The organism is Limnohabitans sp. JirII-29 (assembly GCF_003063395.1).
GTDB lineage: Bacteria > Pseudomonadota > Gammaproteobacteria > Burkholderiales > Burkholderiaceae_C > Limnohabitans.
The window spans coordinates 98,837-123,524 of record NZ_NESB01000010.1; the positions used below are offsets into that span (position 1 = coordinate 98,837).

The 24,688-nt window shown below is 58.5% G+C and carries 23 protein-coding genes and 1 riboswitch; of the genes, 6 read left to right on the forward strand and 17 right to left on the reverse strand.

What is annotated here, in order from left to right:
• Positions 1-16: 16 nt before the first annotated feature.
• Both B9Z39_RS14655 and B9Z39_RS16925 read right to left on the reverse strand, forming a co-directional pair.
• Entirely contained in the window at positions 17-2,122 is a 2,106-nt protein-coding gene (locus B9Z39_RS14655; RefSeq protein ID WP_108302204.1) for a TonB-dependent siderophore receptor, read from the reverse strand.
• Positions 2,119-2,301 carry a hypothetical protein gene (locus B9Z39_RS16925; RefSeq protein ID WP_146183343.1) on the reverse strand — a complete coding sequence of 61 codons (183 nt, stop codon included), beginning with the start codon at positions 2,299-2,301 and terminating at the stop codon, positions 2,119-2,121. The genes B9Z39_RS14655 and B9Z39_RS16925 overlap by 4 nt, the downstream gene beginning before the upstream one ends.
• A 53-nt stretch (positions 2,302-2,354) precedes the next feature.
• On the opposite strand from B9Z39_RS16925, the gene B9Z39_RS14660 reads away from it, so the two are divergent.
• Genes B9Z39_RS14660 through B9Z39_RS14675 form a run of 4 tightly spaced genes read left to right on the forward strand, consistent with a single transcriptional unit; the run spans position 2,355 to position 5,593 of the window.
• Positions 2,355-2,936 carry a histidine phosphatase family protein gene (locus B9Z39_RS14660; RefSeq protein ID WP_108302205.1) on the forward strand — a complete coding sequence of 194 codons (582 nt, stop codon included), beginning with the start codon at positions 2,355-2,357 and terminating at the stop codon, positions 2,934-2,936.
• Between the two features lie 34 nt (positions 2,937-2,970).
• Positions 2,971-4,497: a cryptochrome/deoxyribodipyrimidine photo-lyase family protein gene (locus B9Z39_RS14665; RefSeq protein ID WP_108302206.1), complete on the forward strand. Its 1,527-nt coding sequence runs from the start codon at positions 2,971-2,973 to the stop codon at positions 4,495-4,497.
• A gap of 27 nt (positions 4,498-4,524) precedes the next feature.
• Positions 4,525-4,863, forward strand: a complete 339-nt coding sequence (locus tag B9Z39_RS14670) for a CidA/LrgA family protein (protein ID WP_100147807.1) — start codon at positions 4,525-4,527, stop codon at positions 4,861-4,863.
• A 1-nt stretch (position 4,864) separates the two neighbouring features.
• On the forward strand, positions 4,865-5,593 hold the full coding sequence (locus B9Z39_RS14675; protein ID WP_100147806.1) for an LrgB family protein: 729 nt from the start codon (positions 4,865-4,867) through the stop codon (positions 5,591-5,593).
• Positions 5,594-5,598: 5 nt separating this feature from the next.
• Here the strand turns inward: B9Z39_RS14675 and B9Z39_RS14680 are convergent, their stop codons facing one another.
• The 5 genes from B9Z39_RS14680 to B9Z39_RS14700 all read right to left on the reverse strand — a co-directional run bounded on the left by B9Z39_RS14680 (position 5,599) and on the right by B9Z39_RS14700 (position 11,351).
• The gene (locus tag B9Z39_RS14680; RefSeq protein ID WP_108302228.1) at positions 5,599-6,303 is read right to left on the reverse strand and encodes an NYN domain-containing protein; all 705 of its coding nucleotides are present in this window, start codon (positions 6,301-6,303) and stop codon (positions 5,599-5,601) included.
• Between the two features lie 176 nt (positions 6,304-6,479).
• Positions 6,480-7,526 carry a Gfo/Idh/MocA family protein gene (locus tag B9Z39_RS14685; protein WP_108302207.1) on the reverse strand — a complete coding sequence of 349 codons (1,047 nt, stop codon included), beginning with the start codon at positions 7,524-7,526 and terminating at the stop codon, positions 6,480-6,482.
• Positions 7,527-7,631: 105 nt separating this feature from the next.
• Positions 7,632-8,906, reverse strand: coding sequence for a D-amino acid dehydrogenase (locus tag B9Z39_RS14690; protein WP_108302208.1), 1,275 nt, complete (start codon positions 8,904-8,906; stop codon positions 7,632-7,634).
• Positions 8,907-9,065: 159 nt separating this feature from the next.
• A riboswitch (glycine riboswitch) is annotated at positions 9,066-9,161 on the reverse strand.
• A gap of 26 nt (positions 9,162-9,187) precedes the next feature.
• A complete protein-coding gene (locus B9Z39_RS14695) occupies positions 9,188-10,363 on the reverse strand; it encodes a M20 aminoacylase family protein (RefSeq protein WP_108302209.1) in 1,176 nt (391 codons plus the stop codon).
• A gap of 1 nt (position 10,364) precedes the next feature.
• A complete protein-coding gene (locus tag B9Z39_RS14700) occupies positions 10,365-11,351 on the reverse strand; it encodes a tripartite tricarboxylate transporter substrate binding protein (RefSeq protein ID WP_108302210.1) in 987 nt (328 codons plus the stop codon).
• 123 nt (positions 11,352-11,474) lie between these two features.
• Here B9Z39_RS14700 and B9Z39_RS14705 point away from each other — a divergent pair, with 123 nt between their 5' ends.
• On the forward strand, positions 11,475-12,389 hold the full coding sequence (locus B9Z39_RS14705; RefSeq protein ID WP_108302229.1) for a LysR family transcriptional regulator: 915 nt from the start codon (positions 11,475-11,477) through the stop codon (positions 12,387-12,389).
• Here B9Z39_RS14705 and modC read toward each other — a convergent pair.
• From modC to B9Z39_RS14755, 10 genes are all read right to left on the reverse strand, one after another.
• The gene (modC, locus tag B9Z39_RS14710) at positions 12,382-13,458 is read right to left on the reverse strand and encodes a molybdenum ABC transporter ATP-binding protein (protein ID WP_108302211.1); all 1,077 of its coding nucleotides are present in this window, start codon (positions 13,456-13,458) and stop codon (positions 12,382-12,384) included. The two genes, B9Z39_RS14705 and modC, sit on opposite strands and share 8 nt — an antisense overlap.
• Positions 13,455-14,138: a molybdate ABC transporter permease subunit gene (gene modB, locus B9Z39_RS14715; protein WP_108302212.1), complete on the reverse strand. Its 684-nt coding sequence runs from the start codon at positions 14,136-14,138 to the stop codon at positions 13,455-13,457. The genes modC and modB overlap by 4 nt, the downstream gene beginning before the upstream one ends.
• A 25-nt stretch (positions 14,139-14,163) precedes the next feature.
• Complete coding sequence (gene modA / locus B9Z39_RS14720) at positions 14,164-14,928, reverse strand: molybdate ABC transporter substrate-binding protein (RefSeq protein ID WP_108302213.1); 765 nt, start codon at positions 14,926-14,928, stop codon at positions 14,164-14,166.
• Positions 14,928-15,332: a type II toxin-antitoxin system VapC family toxin gene (locus B9Z39_RS14725; protein WP_108302214.1), complete on the reverse strand. Its 405-nt coding sequence runs from the start codon at positions 15,330-15,332 to the stop codon at positions 14,928-14,930. The genes modA and B9Z39_RS14725 overlap by 1 nt, the downstream gene beginning before the upstream one ends.
• On the reverse strand, positions 15,333-15,572 hold the full coding sequence (locus B9Z39_RS14730; protein ID WP_100147797.1) for an AbrB/MazE/SpoVT family DNA-binding domain-containing protein: 240 nt from the start codon (positions 15,570-15,572) through the stop codon (positions 15,333-15,335). It lies immediately after the preceding gene.
• Positions 15,573-15,678: 106 nt separating this feature from the next.
• Positions 15,679-16,893, reverse strand: a complete 1,215-nt coding sequence (locus tag B9Z39_RS14735; protein ID WP_108302230.1) for a urate hydroxylase PuuD — start codon at positions 16,891-16,893, stop codon at positions 15,679-15,681.
• 210 nt (positions 16,894-17,103) lie between these two features.
• Positions 17,104-17,835, reverse strand: coding sequence for an ABC transporter substrate-binding protein (locus B9Z39_RS14740; protein WP_108302215.1), 732 nt, complete (start codon positions 17,833-17,835; stop codon positions 17,104-17,106).
• Between the two features lie 47 nt (positions 17,836-17,882).
• The gene (locus B9Z39_RS14745) at positions 17,883-18,668 is read right to left on the reverse strand and encodes an MBL fold metallo-hydrolase (protein WP_100147794.1); all 786 of its coding nucleotides are present in this window, start codon (positions 18,666-18,668) and stop codon (positions 17,883-17,885) included.
• Positions 18,669-18,695: 27 nt separating this feature from the next.
• Complete coding sequence (locus B9Z39_RS14750) at positions 18,696-19,664, reverse strand: tripartite tricarboxylate transporter substrate binding protein (protein WP_108302216.1); 969 nt, start codon at positions 19,662-19,664, stop codon at positions 18,696-18,698.
• A gap of 39 nt (positions 19,665-19,703) precedes the next feature.
• Complete coding sequence (locus B9Z39_RS14755) at positions 19,704-20,753, reverse strand: Ldh family oxidoreductase (protein WP_100147792.1); 1,050 nt, start codon at positions 20,751-20,753, stop codon at positions 19,704-19,706.
• 764 nt (positions 20,754-21,517) lie between these two features.
• Between B9Z39_RS14755 and B9Z39_RS14760 the strand changes: the two genes are divergently transcribed.
• Positions 21,518-24,688 (forward strand): S-layer family protein (locus tag B9Z39_RS14760; protein ID WP_108302217.1); only part of this gene is annotated, 3,171 nt, incomplete at its 3' end.

The following is a 24,688-nucleotide window of genomic DNA, read 5'->3' on the forward strand; positions in this document are numbered from 1 at the left end:
TTAGCGGTGTAACCGGTCAATACTGGACGCGTACACCAAAAATCACAGAAGGTCCAACCAAGGAACGCGCCGTGTCAGACAGCTCTGAAATGAACTCCGGGTGACGTGACATCAAGAGGTTTCGTCCTGTCACGCTCCACTGCACCTCGGGTGAGCTGTGCCAGGCCCAGCGCATGTCAGCTGTGGTGTAACTGGGGATGGACTGACCAAAGAGCACATCGTCCAACGCGCTAACGTAGCGCACGATCACATCTGTCTCTGTGCGTTGGTTGGGTGTGTAGGACCAGCGCACAGATCCCGTCCATTTGGGGCTGCTGCCGGTTGACTCCAGGCTGTAGGCGTTCGCCGCCGTGGTGTTGACCTTCATGCTGTAGCGACTCGCACTGGCTTGCCAGCGGTGTTCGCGCGTGGCTTGCCAGTCCAGCCAGGCTTCGATGCCCTGGCTGTGCCCTGTGTACTCGTTGCGCAGGGTGACTGGCAAAAGCAAGTACTGATTGGACGGTGTCGTTTCCGGTATGAAGCAAGCCAACGTCGGGAGATTGACGCCAGGAGACATACATTGCAAATTGTTCGCACTGAAACTACCAGAGCGCAGCTTCTTGTAATCGTTGTAATACACCGAGGTATCCAGCGTGAGGCCCTGCGCCAAGCGTTGCTTCCACCCCACTTCGTAGGCCCACAACTCCTCAGAAGTCGTTTTACCTGAAACATCCATGAAGCCAGGTCGAGGCAGGCTGCTCCCGTTCAAGGTGAACTCTGGAGGCAAGAGAGACCGCGTGGTGCCATTGCGGTCTATGCGACTGGGTGTGCGAATGGCTTTGCTGGCCGATGTCCAAAATGTTTGGTTGTCATCGGGCATCCACATCAAGCGCACGTTGGGCAAAGGTTTGAGCGATTCTTCCTCGTACTTTTCAAATTTGCTTCCCACCGTGAGGATCAGCTTGTCTGGAATAAGGCTGATGTCATCTTGAGCCAGCATGCTCCACATGCGTGTGCGCAGATGATCGGCGTTGAATGTTTGGTATTGCTCGATGCCCGGGGGCAGCCCCGTGGTTGACGTGCGAACTTCATCGCTGTTTTGCCGAAACGAGGCGCCCAACACAATGTCATGTAACTTGATCTCGCGGTGGCGGTATTGCGCGTCCACATCCCAGGTGTCGAGCCGGTAATAGGGGTGGGCCGGCCAATCGCGCCGGGTGTGTTCAAAGTAGCTTTGTACGGTCAGCGAGTTGTTGCTGGGCAAGTCGCGCTGCCAGCGCGCCAACAGATGGCCGCCAGAATCGGATTGGGTGGTGCCTTGCGGCACGTTGCTCGGCGAGGATAAGTTGTTGAGCAGTGCCGACTCGCCGTACGAGCCTTGATGCAGTTCACCCTGTACGGTGACCGCATCTTGCGCGCTGGGGTTGAGGTCTGCACGCCAGCCAATACGTTGCTGGCGCCAGTTGTTCATGTTTTTGTCCAGTCCATTGGCAAGGTCAAGCGCTTTGTTCTCAAAAGCTTTGCCATAAATGCGCCAATGCCCCAAGCCTTGCCATTCACCGCCATAACGCATCGACACGTTGCCTTGGGTGGTGTTGCCAATGCTGGCGTCGATCAAGCTGCCTTGCGTGGCAGCAGCGGATTTGGTGATGATGTTGATCACACCATTCACGGCATTGGCCCCCCACAGCGAAGCACCAGGACCACGGATGACCTCAATGCGATCAATGTCTGCCAACACGGTGTCTTGTGTGTCCCAAAAAACGCCCGAAAACAGGGGCGAATACACAGAGCGTCCGTCAATCATGACCAAGAGTTTGTTGGCAAAACGGCCATTCGAACCACGTGCGCTGATGGCCCATGCATTCGAGCTGATTTGCGCCACATTGATCCCTGGCGCCAACCGAAGCGCATCAGGGATGTTTTGCGCACCGGCACGGCGGATGTCGTCCCCCGTGATCACAAACACGGCGGCGGCGGCTTGCGAGATCGTCTGTGGTTTCTTAGACACGGAGGTGATTTCGAGCTGTAGCACCTCTTGCAGCCCCAGCTCTAAGAAAGGCTCCTGAACTTGTGCGCCGGAACATAAATGAAACAGGCTCAACATCAAAAAGGGGCAAGCGTTGCGCAGATAAGTTCTCATGATCTGTCCCTGTTTGGAAATTGGTCTTTTGAATATGAAGTTGAAAAATCAATATTTTTAATTAATAAAAATTTTATGAATTTAAATCTATTAGGTATTTTAGTATTGTTTTTATTATTTTTAATGTTTTTTGTAGAACAAGTTTCTGGTGCGTCTTGTTCACTGAAAATGCCTGCCATGCAGGGCTTCAATAGCTAGCCTCCCCTACACAAGCTTTGCGAGATTGAGTGACATGAATCTGAAAAAAATTGCCTTCACTGCTTGTTGTTTCCTGCTGTCGGTGTGCGCACTGGCCAGCGACTTGTCAGAGAAACTTCAGTCGCCTGACTACGTCTTGCTGATACGCCACACCCTGGCCCCTGGTGTCGGAGACCCCACGGGTTACACGCTGGAAGACTGCAAAACCCAGCGCAACCTGAGCGCAGAGGGACGCCAACAAGCCGTGGTGGTGGGCCAGTGGCTACGCAAGCAAGGCGTGACAACGGCTGACGTGCACAGCAGCGCGTGGTGCCGCTGCAAGGACACGGCGGAGCTGCTGCACTTCAGCGGCTTCAAGGTGGCGCCTGCCTTGGCCTCTTTTTTTGATGAGATGCACCTAGCCAAGGCTCGCACGCAAGCGCTTGAGCAATTCATTGCTGAGAGGGTCAAAACCAAAGGCAACAAGGCACTCATCTTGGTGACGCACCACGTCAACATCCATGCCTTCATGGGCGAGAACATCGCCTCGGGCGACATGGTGCTGGCCAAAGTCGATGCACAAGGGAAAATGACGTCCTACCAAGTCATTCCCAGACCGAACGCCACCCAGCGCTGACACAAGTGGTCAACCCCAGCCACACACCGCACACATGAGCTATGAACTGGTTTGGTTCAAGCGTGACTTGCGCTGGCAAGACCATGCAGCACTTGCCGAAGCAGGCAGGCGTGGACCCGTGCGCTGCATTTACGTGGTGGAGCCTGAACTGTGGTTGCAGCCTGACGCCGCCCTGCAACACTTTGAGTTTGTCCGTGAATCGCTGCAAGCACTCGATCAGGCATTGCGTGCCCAAGGTGGGTGGTTGGAAATACACGTCGGCGAGTTGCCGGAAGTGCTGTCTCGCATTTGGCAAGACCATCCATTTGAGAGACTGCATTCACACCAGGAAACAGGCAACGGATGGACCTACGCCCGCGACCTGCGAGTAGCCGCTTGGTGCCGATCACACAACGTACCTTGGCAAGAGCAGGCGCAGTTTGGTGTGGTGCGTGGTTTGAAGAACAGAAACCTGTGGCAAGCCGCTTGGGAGAAACACATGGCGGCACCGCTGCAACAGGTGGGTCCACTCAGGTTTTGGTCACGTGTGCCAGCGCCAGCTTTTGTGATGGACGCACCCGCGCACTTGCAACACAACCCTCCGTTGCGCCAGCGAGGGGGAAGACCTTTGGCACTGGCTACCTTGCAGAGCTTTTTGAATGCGCGCAGCTTGGGTTATCGCGGGGGTATTTCCTCTCCGTTGACGGCACCCGATGCGTGTTCGCGCCTGTCGGCGTATCTGGCCTGGGGCTGCATCAGCATGCGCGAGGTGGTGCAACACACCCGGGCACACATCGCGCAATTGCCACCTTCGGCTACGCGCCACCGCGCGGGGCTGACTGCGTTCATCAGCCGCTTGTATTGGCACTGTCACTTCATTCAAAAACTCGAGAGTGAGCCCGAGATTGAATGGCGCAATATGCACCGTGGCTACGACGGACTGCGCGAGGAAGACTTCAATGCGGCGTACTTTGAAGCCTTGAAAGCCGCCCGCACCGGCTGGCCCATGGTGGACGCCTGCGTGGTCATGCTGCGCGAGACAGGATGGCTGAACTTTCGCATGCGCGCCATGTTGGTGTCAGTCGCGGCCTACCCTTTGTGGCTGCACTGGCGGCCGGTGGGCGAGTGGTTAGCGACGCAATTTCTCGATTACGAACCTGGCATTCACTGGAGCCAATTGCAAATGCAATCAGGCACCACAGGCATCAACACCACGCGTGTGTACAACCCCATCAAGCAGGCACAAGACCACGATCCGCACGGTGTGTTTGTCAGACGCTGGCTACCCGCCATGCGCCGCGTGCCAGACAGCTGGCTGTTCGAGCCTTGGTTGATGCCTCAGCCGGTACAAACCCACGCAGGCGTGCAACTGGGGGTGGACGTCGCGCAGCCTGTGGTCGATCTGGCACAAGCCACACGTGAAGGCAAGCAACAACTGCACAGCCGACGTCAAACGCCAGAAGTCAAGGCGGGCAAAAAGTCTGTGGTGGACAAGCATGCCTCCAGAAAAACCTTGTCCACCCGAAAAGTCAAACCCACGACAAGTCAAGCCGCCAAGCAACAGCTGGGCTTTGACTTTTGATGCCATGCACTTGTCTACACTGGCTGCATGATTCAAGGCTTGGTTCAACTCTTCATCTTTCAAGCGCTGGGCGAGCTGGTCTCTAAGTTTGCACTGCCGTTTATTCCCGGGCCTGTGCTGGGCTTGGTGTTGTTGCTGGTGTTTCTCAGTGTGCGTGGAAGAGTGCCTGCATCCATTGACCTGGTGGGCAGCGGCATCTTGCAGCACTTGGGCTTGTTGTTCATCCCCGCATCGGTGGGCGTGGTGTTGTACTTGCCCTTGCTGCAAGCCAACGCATGGGCCATCAGCGCGGCCTTGGTGGTGAGTGTGGTGGCCACGGTGGCGGTGACGGCGGGCTTGCTCAAAGTGCTGGCCAAGAAAGACTGACATGACCACCACCCTGCCCCCGATCTCTGACATTTGGGTCTACCTCTCAGGCAGTCCGCTGCTCGCCTTGGTGTTGACGCTCAGCGCTTACTGGCTGGGCCTGACCATTTACGAACGCAGCCAACGCAACCCACTGGCCAACCCGGTGTTGATTGCGGTGGTGTTGGTGACCTTGAGCATCAGCGGGCTGAAGATGCCCTATGCCAAATATTTTGAAGGCGCGCAGTTTGTGCACTTCTTGCTAGGAACTGCCACCGTGGCTTTGGCGATCCCGATTTACAAAGGCTTGGCGTCTTTGAAAGGACGCATGGGTGTGTTGCTGTTGTCGTTGGTGGCGGGCGGCTTGACCTCGGCGTTCACCGCGGTGGGCATGGCCCGTTGGCTGGGCGTGGACGAAGCCCTGGTGCGTGGGCTGGTGGCCAAGTCGGTCACCGCGCCTATCGCCATGGGCATAGCCGAACGGGTGCAAGCATCGCCCACTTTGACCGCCATCTTTGCCGTGAGCACCGGTATTTTGGGGGCCGTGCTCGGGCGCTATGTGTTGGATGCACTGCGCATCACAGCTTGGTGGCAACGCGGCTTTGCGCTGGGTGTGGCCGCCCACGGCATTGGCACCTCACGTGCGTTCAGCGTGAACGCCGAAGCAGGCGCGTATGCCAGCTTAGGCATGGGGCTGCACGGCATCGCGGGTGCGCTGTTGATTCCTTACGCGGTGGCCGCTTGGTTTTGAGAGCCTCACCAGTGCGCAGGCTTTGAAGCTGGTTTCTTTTTGGTTTGAATGTTTTGGGGTAACTGACAAGCGGCCAACTCTTCATCCCGGATGTGATGGCGAACCCAATGTGCGTGTTGTACCAATCGTTGGTTTGGACGATTCAAGTTTTCACCCATCACCTCTCGCAGCGGCATTACCAAGCCGATTTGGACGTGCGGAGCATCTGTACGAATGCATCGGAAAGCTGTCTCAATATCACTGTCGTTTGAGCAAACGACGATTTGATCGCAAGAACCTTGAATTGAATCGCGGTAAACCTCAAGCGCAATATTCACATCTGTTTGCTTTTCCTCAATCATCCACACAGATGAGAGATCATCTTTATTTGGAGAGGCACCCACACGGTATGCTGGCAGGTGCGTCGGCTGAAATACATGAAAGCCCTTGATGACCTTCATGAAGCCCGCAGAACGAGCAAGCAAAGCACGTAAATATTGCGTTTGTGCTTCTTCCGATGCTTTGCCGTGTCTGGCATATGAAGCCATGACTGGAGATGTGAAGTACTTGACCTTCACAACTTCAGAAGCTGGGTTTTGTGGCGTCACAATGCGATCACGAAAAAGTGCGGGGATATCCAGCCACTTGTATGGGGTTCCCTTCAACCGCGAGTAGTAGAGGTTGTAGCCATCTACATAAACAATTGTTCTCAGCAAGTTAACCTCACCCATGAAAAAGCCACCTTGCGGTGGCTTTTTCGCCCTAAGCATGAGCCAACTTAATGACACCGCGAAGGGATTGTATGAATCAAATTTTATCGCAATGTTGAGAACAACTGCACAAAATTTTGCATTCCACAACTTGCAGTCAACGCTCTAGCGCAACCGCTTGGTTTTGAGGCGTTGACTCACACCAAAGCGATGGTGCTGCCGGTTTTGGCGGCTTCGACAATGGCTTCGGTGACGCGCAAATTGGCCAAGCCATCGCGTGCGGTGACCAACGGTGTCGCTTCGCCTCGCACCACGGCACCGAAGTGTTCCATTTGTTGCGCAATCGGATCGGTGCGCACCATCTCGACCGTGCTGACGTCAAACGGTTTCCACCACGAGCGGTCCTCGGGACGGGGGTAGGTTTTCAAGCGCATGGTGGGCACCGACAAACTGCCATTGGTGCCTGTGATCACATAACAGTCTTCGTCGTCGTAGCTGGTGTAGGCCTTGTTTTCTTGCGAGGTCTGCTCCCAACTGCGCGCACACGCTGCGGTGTCAGACAACAAGAAGGTGCCCAGCACGCCGTTGGCAAACCGCAGGTTGATGGCGACCGTGTCTTCCACCGCAAAGCCGCGGATGGCATTCGAGGCAAACGCTTGCACCGCCACGATATCGCCACACAGCATGCGCAGGTTGTGCACCTCGTGAATCATGTTGAGCAAAATGGGCCCTCCACCCACCTCACGTCGCCACGGGCCATCGGCGTAGTACTGGTCGGGCTTGTAAAAGGTGGCGCTGCCCATCACCGCCACCAACTGGCCCAGTTCTCCGCTTTGCACCACGGCTTTGGCTTTGGCCATGATGGGGCTGTGCGCGCGGTGGTGGCCAATCAGCACTTTGGCACCTGTAGCCTCCACCTGGTCCACCAGGGTTTGCGCTTCGGCCACGGTGGGTGCAATGGGCTTTTCTAGCAAACAAGGAACACCCGCTTGCATGCATGCCAGCGCGTGGGCCACATGCAGGGCATTGGGCGTGGCCAGCACCACGCCATCGGGACGGTCGTTGGCAAATAAATCGGCCAAGGAGGCGTAACAAGGCACACCGGCTTTGGCCGCAACCTCTTTGGCCACAGGCGATGGGTCAACCACCGCGGTCAACGTGACCGTGGCACTGTGTTGAGCCGCCTGCATGTGGGCTTGACCGATATAACCGGCACCGGCAACGGCAATGCGTGTGGGAGTCATGGTGTGTTCGAGAAAAAATAGGGCCGATGAAAAACGGGCCCGAAGGCCCGTGGTTATTTTGCCAGTGCGTATGCGCGGTCAAATGCTTAGGCCGCACACGATGTATCAAGCGGCAACAGCCTTAGCGCCAGACACCGAAATGGGCGAAGGTGTTTGTGCCCGCATGGCATCTGCCACCACATCACCCACCATGTCGGCGGTCACGGCAGACAAAGTCCAGCCCAAATGGCCGTGGCCTGTGTTGTAGAACACGTTGACCGCTTTGCCTCGACCCACACGCGGCATCATGTTGGGCATCATGGGGCGCAGTCCGGCCCATGGCACCACCGAGCGGGTATCGATTTTGGGAAAGCACTGCTCCACCCATGCCACCAAAGGACGGATGCGGTCAGCACGGATGTCACGGTTGAAGCCGTTGAACTCGGCCGTACCTGCCACGCGGAAACGGTCCACGCCCAAACGGCTGGTGACCAGTTTGGTTTCATCGTCGAGCAGGCTCACCACAGGCGCGCCGGCTTGGCTGGCGGCATCGTTGAGGTTGACCGTGATCGAGTAGCCCTTGACCGGGTAGACGTTCACGCGGTCGCCCAGCTGTGCGGCCAATTCTCGGCTGGCGGTGCCTGCACACATCACCAAGCTGTCGAAGGTGTGCACGCTGGGCTGCGCATCTTGCTGCGCGACCTTGACCACGGCCTGGGTGCCATTGCTGCTGACCGCCGTCACGTCTTGGCCGTACAGAATGCGCACGCCCAAACGTTGAGCGGCAGCAGCCAAACCATTGGTGAATTTGTGGATGTCGCCGGTTGAATCGCTTTCGGTGAAATAACCTCCGTAGTAATTGCCAGCCAGCGTGGGTTCAATGGCTTTCATTTCTTGTGGTGTCACGGCACGACGTGGCAAACCGCCTTGGGTCAACAGCTTGGACACCTCGCCCGCGTGCTCAAAGCCTTGTTTGTCGCGGTAGATGTGCAAGATGCCTTCGCGCTTGAGGTCGAAATCAATGCCCTCTTCTTGTGCCCAAGCAAACAAGTGCGCACGTGCCGCCACGGCCATGCGTGCGGTCTGCACCGTGTTGCGTTCGTAGTGCGGGATGGCCGCGATGAATTCGGCAAACCAAGACAGCTTGTGCCAGCTGGGCTTGGGGTTGACCAGCAGCGGCGCATCGCTTTTGAGCATCCACTTCAAGCCTTTGAGGATGGTGCCGGTGTAGTTCCACACCTCGGCGTTGGAGGCAGAGAGTTGGCCGCCATTGGCAAACGAAGTTTCCATGGCCGCGTAGCGGTGGCGTTCGAACAAGGTGACCGAGAAACCGCGTTTGGCCAGCGCGTAGGCCGAGGTGACGCCGGTGATACCGCCGCCGATGATGGCAATCGAAGTCATAGGAATGAGCTTTCAAAACGTCGAGGGTTGGGCCCAACGGCAACATGCCATCAGGCGCCCCCTCTGTCTTGAACCTGAGAGATTCACGCAGCACGCGCGGTGCTGGTTTGCTCCTTCGGTGGATTGGCGGACGAATACGCCAAACGCTCTTCAGAGATTTGCATGTCATCGGTCCTTTTGCCTGAGAGTTTCCGGGGCGGTTGCTCCTTCGGCGCTGCCCTGTGAAACAGGGGCAGTCTCTCCCGATGACACGTCGACACAAGGTCGATGGTTAATTCATTCTAGTGGGCAAAAAACTCCTGAACAAGCAATGCCCAATAAGAAGCGCCAATGGCAATGTTGTCGTCGTTGAAGTCATACGCTGGGTTGTGCACCATGCACGCGCCCGCAGAGTCACCGTCGCCATTGCCAATCAGCACATAGCTGCCAGGCACGCGTTGCAGCATGAAGGCAAAGTCTTCGCTGCCGGTCAACGCGGGGCCATTGAGAGTGACACCGGCCTCACCGCGCAACTTGAGTGCCACACGACGCGCAAACTGGGTTTCTGCTTCGGTGTTGACCAGCACGCAATAGCCGGGCTTCCAATCCACCTCGGCGCTGACGCCAAAGCTCTCGGCCTGAGCCATCACCAAAGCTTTGATGCGCTGCTCCAGCAATTGGCGCACCTGCGGATCGAGCGCACGCACGCTCAGCTCTAACGTGGCTTGAGCGGGTATGACGTTGTTGGCGACTCCTGCGTGAAACGCGCCCACCGTGACCACGGCGGTGTGCTGCGGGTCCACATTGCGCGACACCACGGTTTGCAAAGCCATGACGATGGACGATGCGGCCACCAGCGGGTCTGCGGCGCGGTGCGGCATGGCACCGTGGCCACCTTGTCCGTTGACGCGGATGGTCACGTAGTCGCTCGACGCCATGGCTGGTCCGTCACGGAGCACCAAGTGGCCTGTGGGCACACCCGGCATGTTGTGCATGGCAAACACCGCATCACACGGGTGTTGTTCAAACAAACCGTCTTCGATCATGCGCAAGGCGCCACCACCGCCTTCTTCTGCGGGTTGAAAAATCAGATGCAAGGTGCCGTCAAAGTTCACATCGTCTGCAATGGTTTTGGCCGCCGCCAGCAAGATGGCCGTGTGACCATCGTGGCCGCAGGCGTGCATCACGCCCGGGTTGGCACTGGCCCAGGCCAGCCCAGTGGCTTCTTCGATGGGCAAGGCATCCATGTCGGCGCGCAGGCCCAAGCGGCGCGCACTGTGCCCGCGCTGCAAGGTGCCCACCACGCCTGTGCCGCCCAAGCCACGGTGTACCGCGTAGCCCCAGCTCTTGAGCTTGCTGGCCACCAGGTCAGCGGTTCGGTGCTCGGCATAGGCGAGTTCGGGGTGACTGTGGATGTCACGTCGCAGTTGGATGAACTCGCCCATGCGGTCCACCAAGGCATCACGCAAATAACTCATGTCACTGCGGCTGCAAGTTGATCGACTTGGCGATGGCGCGGAACTGGGCCGTGCCATCCACATACGCTTTGTCCACCGCCATCAGCGACAAAGGCTTCGCTACCAATTGGCTGTTGGCTTCTAAGCCGCTGCGCACGGCAGGGTCGGTCAACGACTCGGTGATGGCTTTGTGGATGGTTTGAACGATGGGCTCTGGCGTGTCTTTTTTCACAAAGTAACCGGTCCAGATGGTGAAGGTGAAGGTCTTGAGCGCTTTGCTCTCGGTGATGGCGGGATAGTCTTTGACGCCCTCCAAACGCTCGCTGTTGAGCATGGCCAAAATTTTCAGCTTGCCTTGTTTGGCCAACTCGTCATAAGCCTTGCCAAAGGGAGCCAAAAAGATATCCACCTGGCCGCCCAACAAATCTTGGTTGGCGGGTGCCGCGCCTTTGTAGGGCACATGGGTCATCTCGATGTGGGTGACCTTGGACAAATGCTCACCCAGCAGGTGATAAAACGAACCCGGCCCCACGCTGGCGTAGGTGATGGGCTTGCCTTCTTTGGCCATTTTTCGGGCGTAGTCCACAAACTCATCCACGTTGTTGACGGGCAAATCTTTGCGCGCCAAAAAGGCAATTTGTGCGGTGGCAATCATTTGCACCAGGCGGAAGTCTTCGCTCTTGAACTTCACCGCCGCATTGGCCAGAGGCGACAAGATCAGTTCGTTGGGCGAGCCCTGAAAAATGATTTGCCCGTCAGACGGTGAGTTCAATACCTTCTGGGCTGCAATGGCACCGCTCACGCCGCCTAAGTTTTCCACGATCACGGGTTGACCAAAGTTTTTCGCCAAGGTGGTGTTGACCGTGCGTGCGATCACGTCTGACAAACCGCCCGCCGGGTACGGCACCATCAAGGTCACGGGTTTGGTGGGGTAGGCCTGCGCCAACACGGCGCCACTCATCAACAAACTGGCCAACAGCGGGAACAAACGGCGAAGTGTGAAAGGCATGTGTCAACTCCTTGGGTGGTGACATGGGTGGTGTGATGGGCTGATCGTAGAAATGCAAAAATATAATGTCCAATGCATTGTTGTATTGATTTCCATAATTTAAATGCATGAATGGATGCAACCATGACCCTGGTTCAACTCAAACACTTGATCGAGCTGGCCCGCCAAGGCTCGTTCAGCAAAACCGCCGACAAGCTGCACCTGACGCAACCTGCGCTGAGTCGCAGCATCAAGTCGCTGGAGGACGAACTGGGGCAAGCTTTGTTCGACCGCATTGGCCGAAAGAACGAGCTGACCGCCTTTGGCCAACACATCGTGCAGCATGCACAACACTTGGTCGATGGCGCGCATGAGCTGCGCCAAACCGGACAACGCTTGCTCAAGGGTGAGATCGGCCAGGTGCGCATTGGCTTGGGGTCTGGCCCGGGCGCGTTGTTGATGACACCACTGCTCATGCACATGGCGCATGAACACCCCAAAGCGCAGATCGATATTTCACGCGGCAGCACGGAGTTATTGATTCAGTCCTTGCGCGAACGCCGCTTGGATGCACTGGTGATTGACATACGGTCACTCAAACCCGCCACCGACCTGCACGTTGAGCTGGTGCAAGAAATCGACGGCGCCTTCATGTGTCGCAAAGGCCATCCGCTGGCCAAGCGACGCAAGGTGAGCCTCGACATGGTGTGTGATTACCCCGTGGCATCGACTCCGTTGAGCGACGAGGTGGCCCGCATCTTGATGGAGCGCTACGGCCCAACAGCCCACCCCGATGCACTGGTGAATTTGCGCTGCGAAGAAATTTCAAGCCTGCTGGACGTGGCCCGTCACAGCGATGCGGTGGTGCTGGCCATTCGCAGCGCCGCGCCTGATTTGGTGGAGCTGCCCATGGTGCCAGCGCTCAACGCCAAAGCACGCTTTGGTTGGGTCACCATGAAGTCACGCACCGAGTCACCGCTGAGCGCGCAACTCAAACAGATGTTTCAAGAGATCGTGCATGCACCCCGCGCACGCGCCGCGTCTGGTCGCGCTACTTGACCAAGGCCACCGACTTGACCTGCGCCCACACAGTTTGCCCAACGGTCAGGTCCAACTCGTGCACCGCCCGTGCGGTGACACGCGCCACCAGCACCGACGGTCCGCAGGCCACGCGTACCAAGACCTGAGAGGGGTGGAGGTCTGGCGTCAACGACTGCACCACGCCCGGCACATGGTTTTGAATGCTGGTGCCTGTGGCGGCCTGCACGTTGATGCTCACGTCGCGCGCCAACACACGCAGGCGCACCCGCTGTCCCAGCACCAAGCCGGTATCGCGCAACCACATGGCCCCACCGTCAAAGCCTACTTGTGCCAAGTGCCACGTGGTATCCAAGGCCTGCACATGGGCGTCTAACAAAGCGCCCACATCGTCACCCAACATCAGCGCCGCATCGCTGCCTGCGAGCACCTCAGACACGGGCCCCACCGCCTGCACACGGCCTTGGTGCATCAGCAGCATGGTGTCGGCCAAACGCGCCACTTCGTCCATGGCGTGGGTGACATACAGCATGGGCAGTTGCAATTCATCGCGCAACTTTTCCAGCCACGGCAAGATGTCCTGCCGCCTAGCAGCGTCGAGCGCAGCCAAGGGTTCGTCCAGCAACAGCAAGGCAGGCTGCGTCGCCAAAGCACGGGCAATGGCCACACGCTGGCGCTCACCGCCTGAGAGTTGTTGCACACGGCGCTTGAGCAAACCGCCAATCCCCAGCAAGGCAATGGCGGCATCCAGGGTGTGTGGTTGACCCGCGCTGCGGCGCAGACCAAAGCTCAGATTGCCCTGTACGTCCAGGTGCTCAAACAAGCTGGCTTCTTGAAACACATAGCCTACTGGGCGTTGGTGGGTAGGCAAACGAATGCCTTGTGCATCGTCTTGCCACACCTGGCCGGCCAGATCCACGCGACCACGCGCCTGAGGCTCCAGGCCCGCCACCGCGCGCAACAAACTGGTTTTGCCCGATCCCGAGACGCCGTACACCGCTGTGATGCCGTGGGCGGGCAAGCGAACATCCACATCCAGCGAAAAATCAACACGCGGCAATTGCACGCGCACATGAAGCTGAGCACTCATGGTGTCACCCGACTGCCACGTTGGTTGAACCACGCCACCGCCATCAACACCACAAACGAAAACACCAGCATGAGCCCCGCCAGACTGTGTGCCTGGTCGTACTGCATGGCTTCGACGTGACCATAGATTTGCGTGGAGACAACGCGGGTTTTGTCGGGAATGTTGCCGCCAATCATCAACACCACGCCAAATTCACCCACCGTGTGGGCAAAACTCAGAATGGCCGCCGTGACAAAGCCAGGGCGCGCCAGAGGCACGGCGACACTGAAGAACGCATCCCACGGACTGGCGCGCAAGGTGGCCGCCACTTCCATGGGCCTCGTGCCCATGGCCTCAAAAGCATGTTGCAAAGGCTGCACCGCAAACGGTAAAGAATAAATCACCGAGCCCAACAACAAGCCCGTGAAGCTAAAGGCCAAGCTGCCCCACCCCGCCCACTGCGTGAACTGCCCCACCGGCCCGTGCGGCCCCAAAGCCACCAGCAAATAAAAACCCAGCACCGTGGGTGGCAAGACCAAGGGCAAGGCCACCACCGCACTGACCGGTGTGCGCCACACCGAACGGCTACGCGCCAACCACCACGCCAGCGGCGTGGCCAACAGCAACAGCAACAGCGTGGTGGCTGTGGCGAGCTGCAGCGTGAGCCACACGGCTTTGTAATCGTCGGGGGAGAAATTCATGGCGATGCTTTCAACCTCACACGCTTCAGACCTCGTACCCGTAAGCGCGAATGATGGCCTTGGCCCGTTCGCCCTTCAAATACGCCATCAAGGCCAGCGCTACGGGGTGGTCTTTGCCCCCTTGCAACAGCACCGCGTCTTGGCGCAGCGGTTCATGCAGTTGCTGTGGCACAACCCACGCTGAGCCTTGGCTCACGCGGCCCTCAACCCACACCTGCGACAAGGCCACAAAACCGAGCAGCGCGTTTTCGGTGGCGACAAATTGGTAGGTCTGCGCAATGTTCTCGCCCTGCACCACGTGGCTTTGCCAGCGGGGCCAGGCACCGAGCTGGATCAAGGTTTGCACAGCGGCTGCACCATAGGGTGCCAACCTCGGATCGGCCAGGGCCAGCTTGACTTGGGGCTGCTGCGACAAGGGCCCATGCAAGACCCGGCCCTGGTCATCCACCACGCCCACTTGTTTGCTCCACAAGGCCAAGCGCCCGGTGGCATAGGTGAACACAGTGCCTGCTTGGCCTCTACCCTCGGCCACCAGCTTGGCGGGTGTTTCGTCGTCAGCCGCCAGCAGCACCTGAAACGGCGCACCGTGTTTGATTTGCGCGTAGAACTTGCCCGTGGCACCAAACGCCAGCAAGGCGGTGTGCCCTGTGTCTTGCGTAAACGCTTGTGCAATTTTTTGCATCGGGGCGGTGAAGTTGGCAGCCACGGCCACGTTCACTTCGCCTGCATGAACAAGCGCCAGAGACCCGTACAGAAAAACTGCCAAGACGGCACGTTGCCACAAACGCATCACTTCATCTCCGGCGTCACCAAACGAACGCTTGGAAAGTAACTTTGGTAGCGCTGCGCGTCTCGGGTGAGCACGGGCAGTCGGGCCACCGCTGCATGCGCGCCAATGAAAAAATCAGCCAGCACATTGCTTTTTTGTCCACCACGGCGACGGTACTGTACAAACGCTTTGCCTGCTAAAAACAAGGCGGGCTTGGGAACTTCAACCACGGGCAACACCATATCGGCCAGCACGCGGTCCAGGGCTTCGACGCTTGAAAACGTCAACGACAGCTCGGCATAAATGATCGGGTTGATGATCAGGCGATGGATCTGCGACTGTGCGCGCAACTGAGCAATGGACCAGTCCACCCAATCTGGGTCGTTTTGCAACACGTCGACCAAGACGTTGGTATCAACCAGCATTCAGGCGTCGCCGCGCAACAAAGCCATCAGGTCTTGGGTGCGCCAAGCCACATCGGCTTTGCCGCGAGCCGCTTCGAACCGGTCAAGCTTGCGTTTGTTTTTTTGCGGGGCTTTGTGCAACACCACCTCGCCATCGCGGTTGACGGCGAAGTCGACCAAGCTGCCAGGCTGCAAATTCAGCGCATCGCGAATTTGCTTAGGAATGGTGACTTGGCCTTTGACGGTCAGGGTGGTGGACATGGACTTTGCTCCAAAGTGTTACCGAATTCTACAGAGTAATACTTTGGAGCGTTGTATAAAAAGAAGACCCGCGTATGAAACGGTCAAAAGCCAGCCTAGACCAAACTCACTCAGTCTTGGCACCCGCCTCGTACCAACGCTTGATCAAGCCGCGCTCTTCTTCGGTGATGCCGGTGGCGTTGTTCATGGGCATCACCCGCAACACCACGGCTTGTTGGTAAATGTTGAGTGCGTGCTGTTTCACACCGTCGGCGGTGTCAAAGCGTACGTTTTTCATTTGCACCTGGGCTCCGTGGCACATGTAGCAGCGTTGCTCAAACACTTGGCTGACTTGGGCAAATGTCATAGGAGCAGCCGAGGCTGCGCTGGCGTTGGCCGTGGGTGCTGGACGCAACCACACAATCACGCCCAACAGCACCACCACACCAGCGATGGCGAAGGGCAAGGGGTTGCTGGCTCGGCCCAAGTGGTAGCCGTGACGTTGCACAAAGAACTGGCGAATCAAGGCACCTGCCAACATCATCAACACCAACACCACCCAGTGGTATTCGTGGGTGTACAAGAAGCTGTAGTGGTTGCTCAGCATGGCAAAAATCACCGGCAGCGTGAAATAGGTGTTGTGCACGCTGCGTTGCTTGCCGCGCTTGCCATGCATGGCCAACTCTTTGGGGTCCATCGCCACGCCAGAGGTCATGGCGGCCACCACCTTGCGTTGGCCGGGGATAATCCAAAAGAACACGTTAGCGCTCATGGCCGTGGCAATCATGGCCCCCACCAGCAAGAAGGCTGCACGGCCTGCAAACAAGTGGCATGCCGCCCAGGCTGCAAACGCCACCACCCCCATCATGATGGCGCCGACGATACGCTCACCGTTTTCGCGGAAACCAAACACACGACTCACGGTGTCGTAGATCAACCAGAACACCACCAAAAAGCTCAACGCTGCGGTGATGGCTTGTGCAGGCGACCACTCCATCAAGGACTTGTCGATCAAAAAGGTGCCTGCATTCCATAGGTAGAGCACGGTGAACAGCGAGAAGCCGGTCAACCACGTGGTGTAGGCCTCCCAGTAAAACCAATGCAGCTTGGTGTGGATCTTCTTGGGCGCCACCATGTACTTTTGGGGGTTGTAAAACCCCCCACCGTGGACCGCCCACATGGCACCGTCCACGCCTTTTTCGAGCAGGTCAGGCGACGTCGGTTTGATCAGGTTGTTGTCGAGAAAAACAAAATAGAACGAGGAACCAATCCATGCGATCGCCGTGATCACATGCACCCAACGCAGCAGCAGGTTGGCCCAATCCAGTAAATACGCGTCCATGTCACCCCAGTCAATTGGCGAGAAGGGATCATTCACCACCGCGGGCACTGTGAATGACTCAAGGGTCGCGAACAAGGGGCCATGCATGTGTGCTACATACCGTGCCCTGCTCCGCTGCGACAGGTGACACGAAGTGTATACAGTTTTTGTCGCCAAGCCAAGCCCTGAGGTGCCGACAACGCCTGGGGTTAGCCCCAGGAATTCACGGCATCACGCCGCAGGTGCGACCGAAGCCCCTTGAATGCCGTGGCGTTGCAGCGCCTCGGCCACAAAGCCGCTGTGCTTCATGTCTTCCACATAGGCGCGCAGCACAGCCACGGCTTCGGGGCTGCGGCTCTTGGGCAAGCCCATGGCCTGCTGAATCACCATGAAGCGACCCGGCAACAAGCGCATCCCAGGCACACGCAGCGCATCGGCTTCGAGTTGCTGTTTGACGCCTGCCGCCACTTCACAGCCCTGGGCCAAAAAGGTATCCACCACCGTGGGCGATGTGGACGCACGCACGATGGTGGCGTGTTTCAGCTCACGCGTGAGGTACAGGTCATACGCACTGCCCTTGCCCACCACCACGCGCACGCCCGCGTTGTCCACTTGGTCGTTGCTGTGAATGGCAGATGCCTCGGGCACCATGTAGCTGCCTTCGATCAACACATAGGGCGCCGTGAAGTGGAGGCCTGCACCCCGCACCGGATCGACCGCAAAGAAACCAAAGTCGGCTCGCTCGTTCGTCACGGCATCAACCGACTTGCCTGCGGCGTCAAACACCACGAGGTCAAGGGGAAGGCCCAGGTGCTTGGCAAAGCCACGCGCCAAGTCAATGGACACGCCAAAGGGTTGACCGTCTGCGCCAGCATTGGCCAGGATCGGGTTGCCCAGGTTGATGGAGGCGCGCAAGACGCCGGTGGGTGCAAATTCAGCAAGCAAAGCGGGGCTGTAAGACATGGTAGTGGTGGTGGTGATGGCAGTGAAAGAAGGAAGTCAGGCAGCGCTCAACGCGCCACCAAATCGGTGAACAAACCGGTGCCCGCATTGGCGCACAAGTCGATGGTGGTGGACTGCTCCAGGGTCTCGGAAAACCAGGCGGCAATGGAGGCTTCACGCTGGCCGATGTACTGCGGCTCGCCCGAAGCGTCGAGCACCATGGTGAGGTCGTGACCGGGGATGAGCAGCGTGCCGGGCTTGGCGCGCCAGCAATCCCAAATGAGGTTCAGGGTGCTGATGCTGTCGGCCATGTCGTCGCTGTCGGCCACGCTGCGCGACAACAACTCGGCACGGTTCTTCGCCGCGTCTCCCGTGAACACAATGGGCACCTGGTTGCCATGCAAGACAAAAATCAAATGCCCAGGGGTGTGGCCCGGCGCTGCCAAGGCTTCAAAGCCCGGCAAAAAGGCGTCGCCCGCTTGGATGCGCTGGACGCGTGGTGACTGGCACAACTCGCGCACATACAACTCGGGCAAGGGGTTGAAGCCCGCCGGTTCGCTGGCCGCCCAGGTGAGCTCGGCGTCGCCAATCCACACGGTGGCATTGGGAAACAAGGTGAAGTTGACCGCATGGTCGTAGTGGGCGTGGGTCAGCACCACATCGGTCACGTCTTGCGCGCGCACACCGTGCGCTTGCAGTTGTTTGGCCAAGGGCTTGCGCACGCCAAAGGCGCCCACATCCAACAAGATCACACGGCCTTCGCCACGCAACAACGTGATGGTGCTCCAGCCCAAGCCACCGTGGCACACGGCGCGGCCGGGAAAGCCTTGAATCAACACATCGACTTGGTACATCTCGCACTCCTACACATATCTAGGGTCTCACTCGGGCTTGATGCCCGCGTCTTTGATCAGCTTGCCATACAAGGCCAAGTCAGATTTGACCAGACGCGCAAACTCGGCCGGCGAGCTGGCAATGATTTCGTTGCCTCCCTCGTCCACGAGACGACGATTGGCGTCGATGGACTTGCTGGCTTTGACGATTTCTTGATGCAAGCGCGCAATGATGGCGGGGTCGGTTTTGGCAGGTGCAAACACCCCCTGGAACTGGGTGATGTTGAAGCCCGTGAACCCCAGCTCGTTGAGCGTGGGCAACTGCGGCAGGCTGGCCGCACGTCGGGAGCCGGACACCGCAAAGGCTCGCAGCTTGCCGGCTTTGACCATCGGTCCTGCGGTGACCACAGGCTCGAAGGTGAAGGTGAGTTGCCCACCCAACAAATCGGCCAGGGCCGGTGCTGCGCCTTTGTAGGGAACGTGGATCATTTGCGTGCCCGTGATTTGACTCAGCAGCTCACCCGCCAAGTGACCACCGCCACCAATGCCCGTGGAGCCGTAGCTGACTTCTTTGGGTTTGGCTTTGGCCAGGGCCACCAGATCGCGCATGTTTTGAATCGGTGACGCGGCAGGCACCGCCACCGCATATTGGTAGCTGGTGATTTGGCTCACAGGGGCCAAGTCATTCACGGCGTCGTAAGGCACCTTGGCATAGAGCACAGGGTTGACCACAATGGGCCCGCTGGCCGTGAGCAACAAGGTGTAGCCATCGGGCGCAGCCTTGGCCACAAAGTCGGTCCCCAGCATGCCGTTGGCACCGGGCTTGTTGTCGATGATCACCGACTGGCCCAAACTTTCGGACATTTTTTGCCCAATTACACGTGCCGTGATGTCTGCCGCACCTCCAGCCACATAAGGCACGACCATGCGAATAGGTTTGTTGGGGTAGTCAGATTGCGCGTGGGCTGAACCCATCAAGGCAAGTAACGATGTCAACACAGGAACGAAGCGTGTCATGTTTGTCTCTTTCTGAGTTGTTGTTTTCAGGCGGATGACTCAAGGGGCCACAGCAGCGTACTTGTAGAGCAAGGCCAACACAGCCGGGTCAAGCACCACGCCCTCGCGACGCTGGCGTTCCATTTTGGCCAGTTCAATTTGGCCGGGCACCAGCACGGGCTTGTCGGCTTCGACCGGTGGGCTGTCATGCAAGATGGCGGCAAAGTCGCTCATGCGCTGGGCCAGCCACTCGCTCGAGCCCAAGCGCTGGGTGTCGATCAGGATGAAGAAATGGCCCAGGTTCTGCGGCTCGTCGGGCGCATCGACCCACGACTTCACATGCGTCAAGTAAGCCGCGTTGGAGAGCAGACCTGCAAACAAGTCCACCAACAGCGCCAGACCGTAGCCTTTGTGCCCACCCACGGGTTGCAAGAAACCGTCCAATGCGGCTTTGGGGTCGGTGGTGGCACGGCCTTCTTTGTCGGTGGCCCAGGTGTCGGGAATCGACTCGCCACGCTTGAACGCATTGCGAATCTTGGCACGCGCCACCACGCTCATGGCCATGTCGAGCAAGAAGGGTTGACCGCCCGGGTGCGGCACGCCAAAACCAATCGGGCTGTTGCCCAAGCGTGCATCGCTGCCACCCCAAGGTGCAATCGTGGTGGTGGCGTTGCTGCCAATGATGCTGGCGAAACCTGCTTCAGCGGCAATCAACGAATACGGTGAAATGGGGCCAAAGTGGTTGCTGCCGCGAGCGAATGCAATGCCCACGCCACATTCGCGGGCCACTTCCATGGCCGCCTTGAGCGAGCGCATGCCCACCACCGGGCCCACGCCGTTGTCGCCATCCACCCGCACCATGGCAGGTGCCACGCGCTCGACCGTGATATGCGGCTCCGCCTTGATGCCTTTGAGCAGCAAGCGCTCGCCATACGACTCCACACGGCTCAAACCATGGGTAGACAGGCCAAACAAATCGGCCATCACCAACACGCGGGCCACTTCTTGAGCATCGGCCAGGGGCAAGCCCAGCCCTTGAAAGGCACGGGTGCCGAGGGTGGTGAGTTCCGCTTCGTGCAATGCAGTGCTTGGTTTTTTCACATCGTTCATGGAAGGCACCTTTCTTGATTGGGGCGAATTATGAAAGATCCCAACAGTCTCGTAATGCAAATATCTCCGCCACTGGTGCGTCAACCGCATGAATTTTGATCTATCTGGCCAGCGTGCCTCTGAGCGACCAGCCCATCTCCCGAACCCTGTGCTTGATCAAGCGGCGCGGACGCGCCTTGTCTGCGACAGCGCAATTTCATGAAAACTTTTTACTTAAAAAAACGCCATAAGATCATTTATATAAATAAATATTAATATTTATTTATATTTTTATTTTGAAAAATTTATATTAATAAACATTTTTACCAGAGTGGAATTGATTATTTATTAGTTCATATGTTTTGTTTTTAGGAGCACACTAATCTATGAATAAATATTTGGTTGTATCAAAATATTTCAAATTAACCAAAGAGTTATCTATCGATTCGTACGCTTATTTTTCGTACGTTCAGGCATCACCACAAACAAACGTCACCCTCACCAAGGTGCCTAAAGTCGCATCAAAGCGTGTGCGCAAAGTCGCCCCTGGGACGCTCAACACAATACAAGCTGATGACACCAGCAACCCTGACCCAACTGCCAACGTTGAAGCTCCAGCGGATGACAGCCATGAAGAACAGGTCAAAGAGGCCTTGCTGGCAGTCGTACCGTTTGATCTACAAGCACAGCCATCCCCTCACGATCTGTTACAAAAATTGTTAGGAACAGAACGTACTTGGTGGTCTGGCAGCCAGCAGCTTGCAAGCCTTGAAGAAGACGGGGTATTGCCAACCCTCACCTTTGAAACGCCAGTGGCATCGAGTGCGTTTGAATTTCGTGACGCTGCCCCGGTGGTGATCTTTGGGTTGATCTTTTTCGCCGCTGGCCATTCATCGAATGGTGCAACATCGACACCCACCATCGACACCACCGCCCCCACGGCCACCTTGGGTAGTTCGAGTGTTGTGGCCAACACCGCCAGCGCCACCGTCAGCAGCTCGGAGGTGGGCACCGCTTACCTCGTCAACAGCAGCGTGAGCGTGACTTCGCTGGCCGACATCACCAGCCAGGCCGATGGCTTGTGGAACAGCGTGGCCATCGGGCAGAGCAACACCAGCACTGCCTTGGGCTTGAGCGGCTTGAGCGACGGCAGCTATGTGCTCTACACCGTGGACGCGGTGGGCAACCTCAGTGCCGCCACCACCCAGACCATCACCTTGGACAGCACGGCACCCACGGCTGTCCTCACCCCCGGCATCTTTGCCGACACCACCAGCAGCGCCAGCGTCAGCAGTTCAGAGGTGGGCACCGCTTACCTCGTCAGCAGCAGCGTGAGTGTGAGTTCACTGGCCGACATCACCAGCCAGGCCGATGGTTTGTGGAACAGCGTGGCCGTCGGGCAGAGCAACACCGACACCGACCTCAGCCTGAGCGGCTTGAGCGACGGCAACTACGTGCTCTACACCGTGGACGCAGCGGGCAACCTCAGTGCCGCCAGCAGCCAGACCATCACCTTGGACAGCACAGCACCCACGGCCACCTTGGGTAGTTCGAATGTTGTGGCCAACACCGCCAGCGCCACCGTCAGCAGCTCGGAGGTGGGCACCGCTTACCTGGTCAACAGCAGCGTGAGCGTGAGTTCACTGGCCGACATCACCAGCCAGGCCGATGGCTTGTGGAACAGCGTGGCCATCGGGCAGAGCAACACCAGCACCGCCTTGGGCTTGAGCGGCTTGAGCGACGGCAGCTACGTGCTCTACACCGTGGACGCGGCGGGCAACCTCAGTGCCGCCACCACCCAGACCATCACCTTGGACAGCACGGCACCCACGGCCACCTTGGGTAGTTCGAGTGTTGTGGCCAACACCGCCAGCGCCACCGTCAGCAGCTCGGAGGTGGGCACCGCTTACCTGGTCAACAGCAGCGTGAGCGTGACTTCGCTGGCCGACATCACCAGCCAGGCCGATGGCTTGTGGAACAGCGTGGCCATTGGGCAGAGCAACACCAGCACCGCCTTGGGCTTGAGCGGCTTGAGCGACGGCAGCTACGTGCTCTACACCGTGGACGCGGCGGGCAACCTCAGTGCCGCCACCACCCAGACCATCACCTTGGACAGCACGGCACCCACGGCCACGCTCACGGCGGGCAGCTTGACCAACACCGCCAGCGCCACCGTCAGCAGCTCCGAGGTCGGCACCGCTTACCTGGTCAACAGCAGCGTGAGTGTGAGCACGCTGGCCGACATCACCAGCCAGGCCGATGGTTTGTGGAACAGCGTGGCCATCGGGCAGAGCGACACCAGCACCGCCTTGGGCTTGAGCGGCTTGAGCGACGGCAGCTATGTGCTCTACACCGTGGACGCGGTGGGCAACCTCAGTGCGGCCAGCAGCCAGGGCCTTACCGTGACCGGCGTGGACCTGAGCGCCGTGGCCGCTGGCACCGGCGGCTTTGTGATCAATGGCCAAGCCAGTGGCGACAGGAGCGGCTGGAGCGTGTCGGCTGCAGGCGACGTCAACGGCGACGGCTTGGCCGACTTGCTGGTGGCAGCTCCTAACAGCAGCAGCGCAGGCAACAATGCTGGGACAGCCTACGTGGTGTTTGGATCCACCTCGAGCAGTACCATTGAATTGAGCGATGTGGCTGCTGGCACGGGTGGATTTGCAATTGATGGACAAGCCATTAATGACAATATCGGTAACAGTGTGTCCAGCGCAGGAGACGTCAATGGCGACGGCTTGGCCGATTTGCTGGTGGGTGCTCCTAACATCGACTACAGTGCGGGCAACGATGCAGGGAGGAGCTATGTGGTCTTTGGCACCACCGCCACCAGCGTCATCCAGCTGAGCACGGTGGCTGCAGGCAGCGGCGGTTTTGTGATCAACGGTGAATGTGCGGATGATCAAAGTGGCTACAGCGTGTCGGGCGCAGGCGACGTCAATGGCGATGGCTTGACCGACCTGCTGCTGGGAGCACCTTTTAGCAGTAATAGCGCAGGGAGTTCTGCGGGACGCAGTTACGTGGTGTGGGGCACCACCGCCACCAGCGCCATTGAATTGAGCGATGTCGCCGCAGGCACAGGGGGCTTTGTCATCAATGGTCAAACCAGTAACGACCTCAGTGGCGTCAGTGTGGCGAGCGCGGGCGATGTGAACGGCGACGGCTTGGCCGACTTGCTGGTGAGCGCGCCTTACAGCAGCACCAGCGCGGGCAGCACCGCCGGGCGCAGCTATGTGGTCTTTGGCACCACCGCCAGCAACGCCATTCAATTGAGCGATGTGACTCAAGGCACAGGCGGTTTTGTGATTGATGGTGCATGTGCGGACGATAGAAGTGGTGTGTCTGTGTCGGGCGCAGGCGACGTCAACGGCGACGGCTTGGCCGACTTGCTGGTAGGTGCTATTTTCGGCGACCCCAGCGCGCGCAACAACGCTGGACGCAGCTACCTGGTGTGGGGCACCACAGCAGCCAGCGCCATTGCATTGAGCAACGTCGCCGCAGGCACAGGCGGCTTTGTGATCAACGGCATATGTGCAGGGGATGCCAGTGGCTACAGCGTCTCGGGCGAAGGCGATGTCAACGGCGACGGCTTGGCCGACTTGTTGGTGAGCGCGCCTTACAGCAGCACCAGCTCAGGCAACACCGCCGGGCACACCTACCTGGTGTTGGGTACCACCAGCACCAGCACCATTGAATTGAGCAACATCGCCGCAGGCACAGGCGGCTTTGTGATCAACGGTGCATGTGCCAGTGACCAAAGCGGCTTTAGCGTCTCGGGCGCAGGCGACGTCAACGGCGACGGCTTGGCCGACTTGTTGGTGGGGGCGCCTTACAGCAGCACCAGCGCGGGCAGCAACACCGGGCGCAGCTATGTGATTTTTGGTGCCACCGACGGCACCTGGGCCAACAAAACCGCCGTCGACCAACTCGGCAGCGCCGCCGCCGACACCCTCACTGGC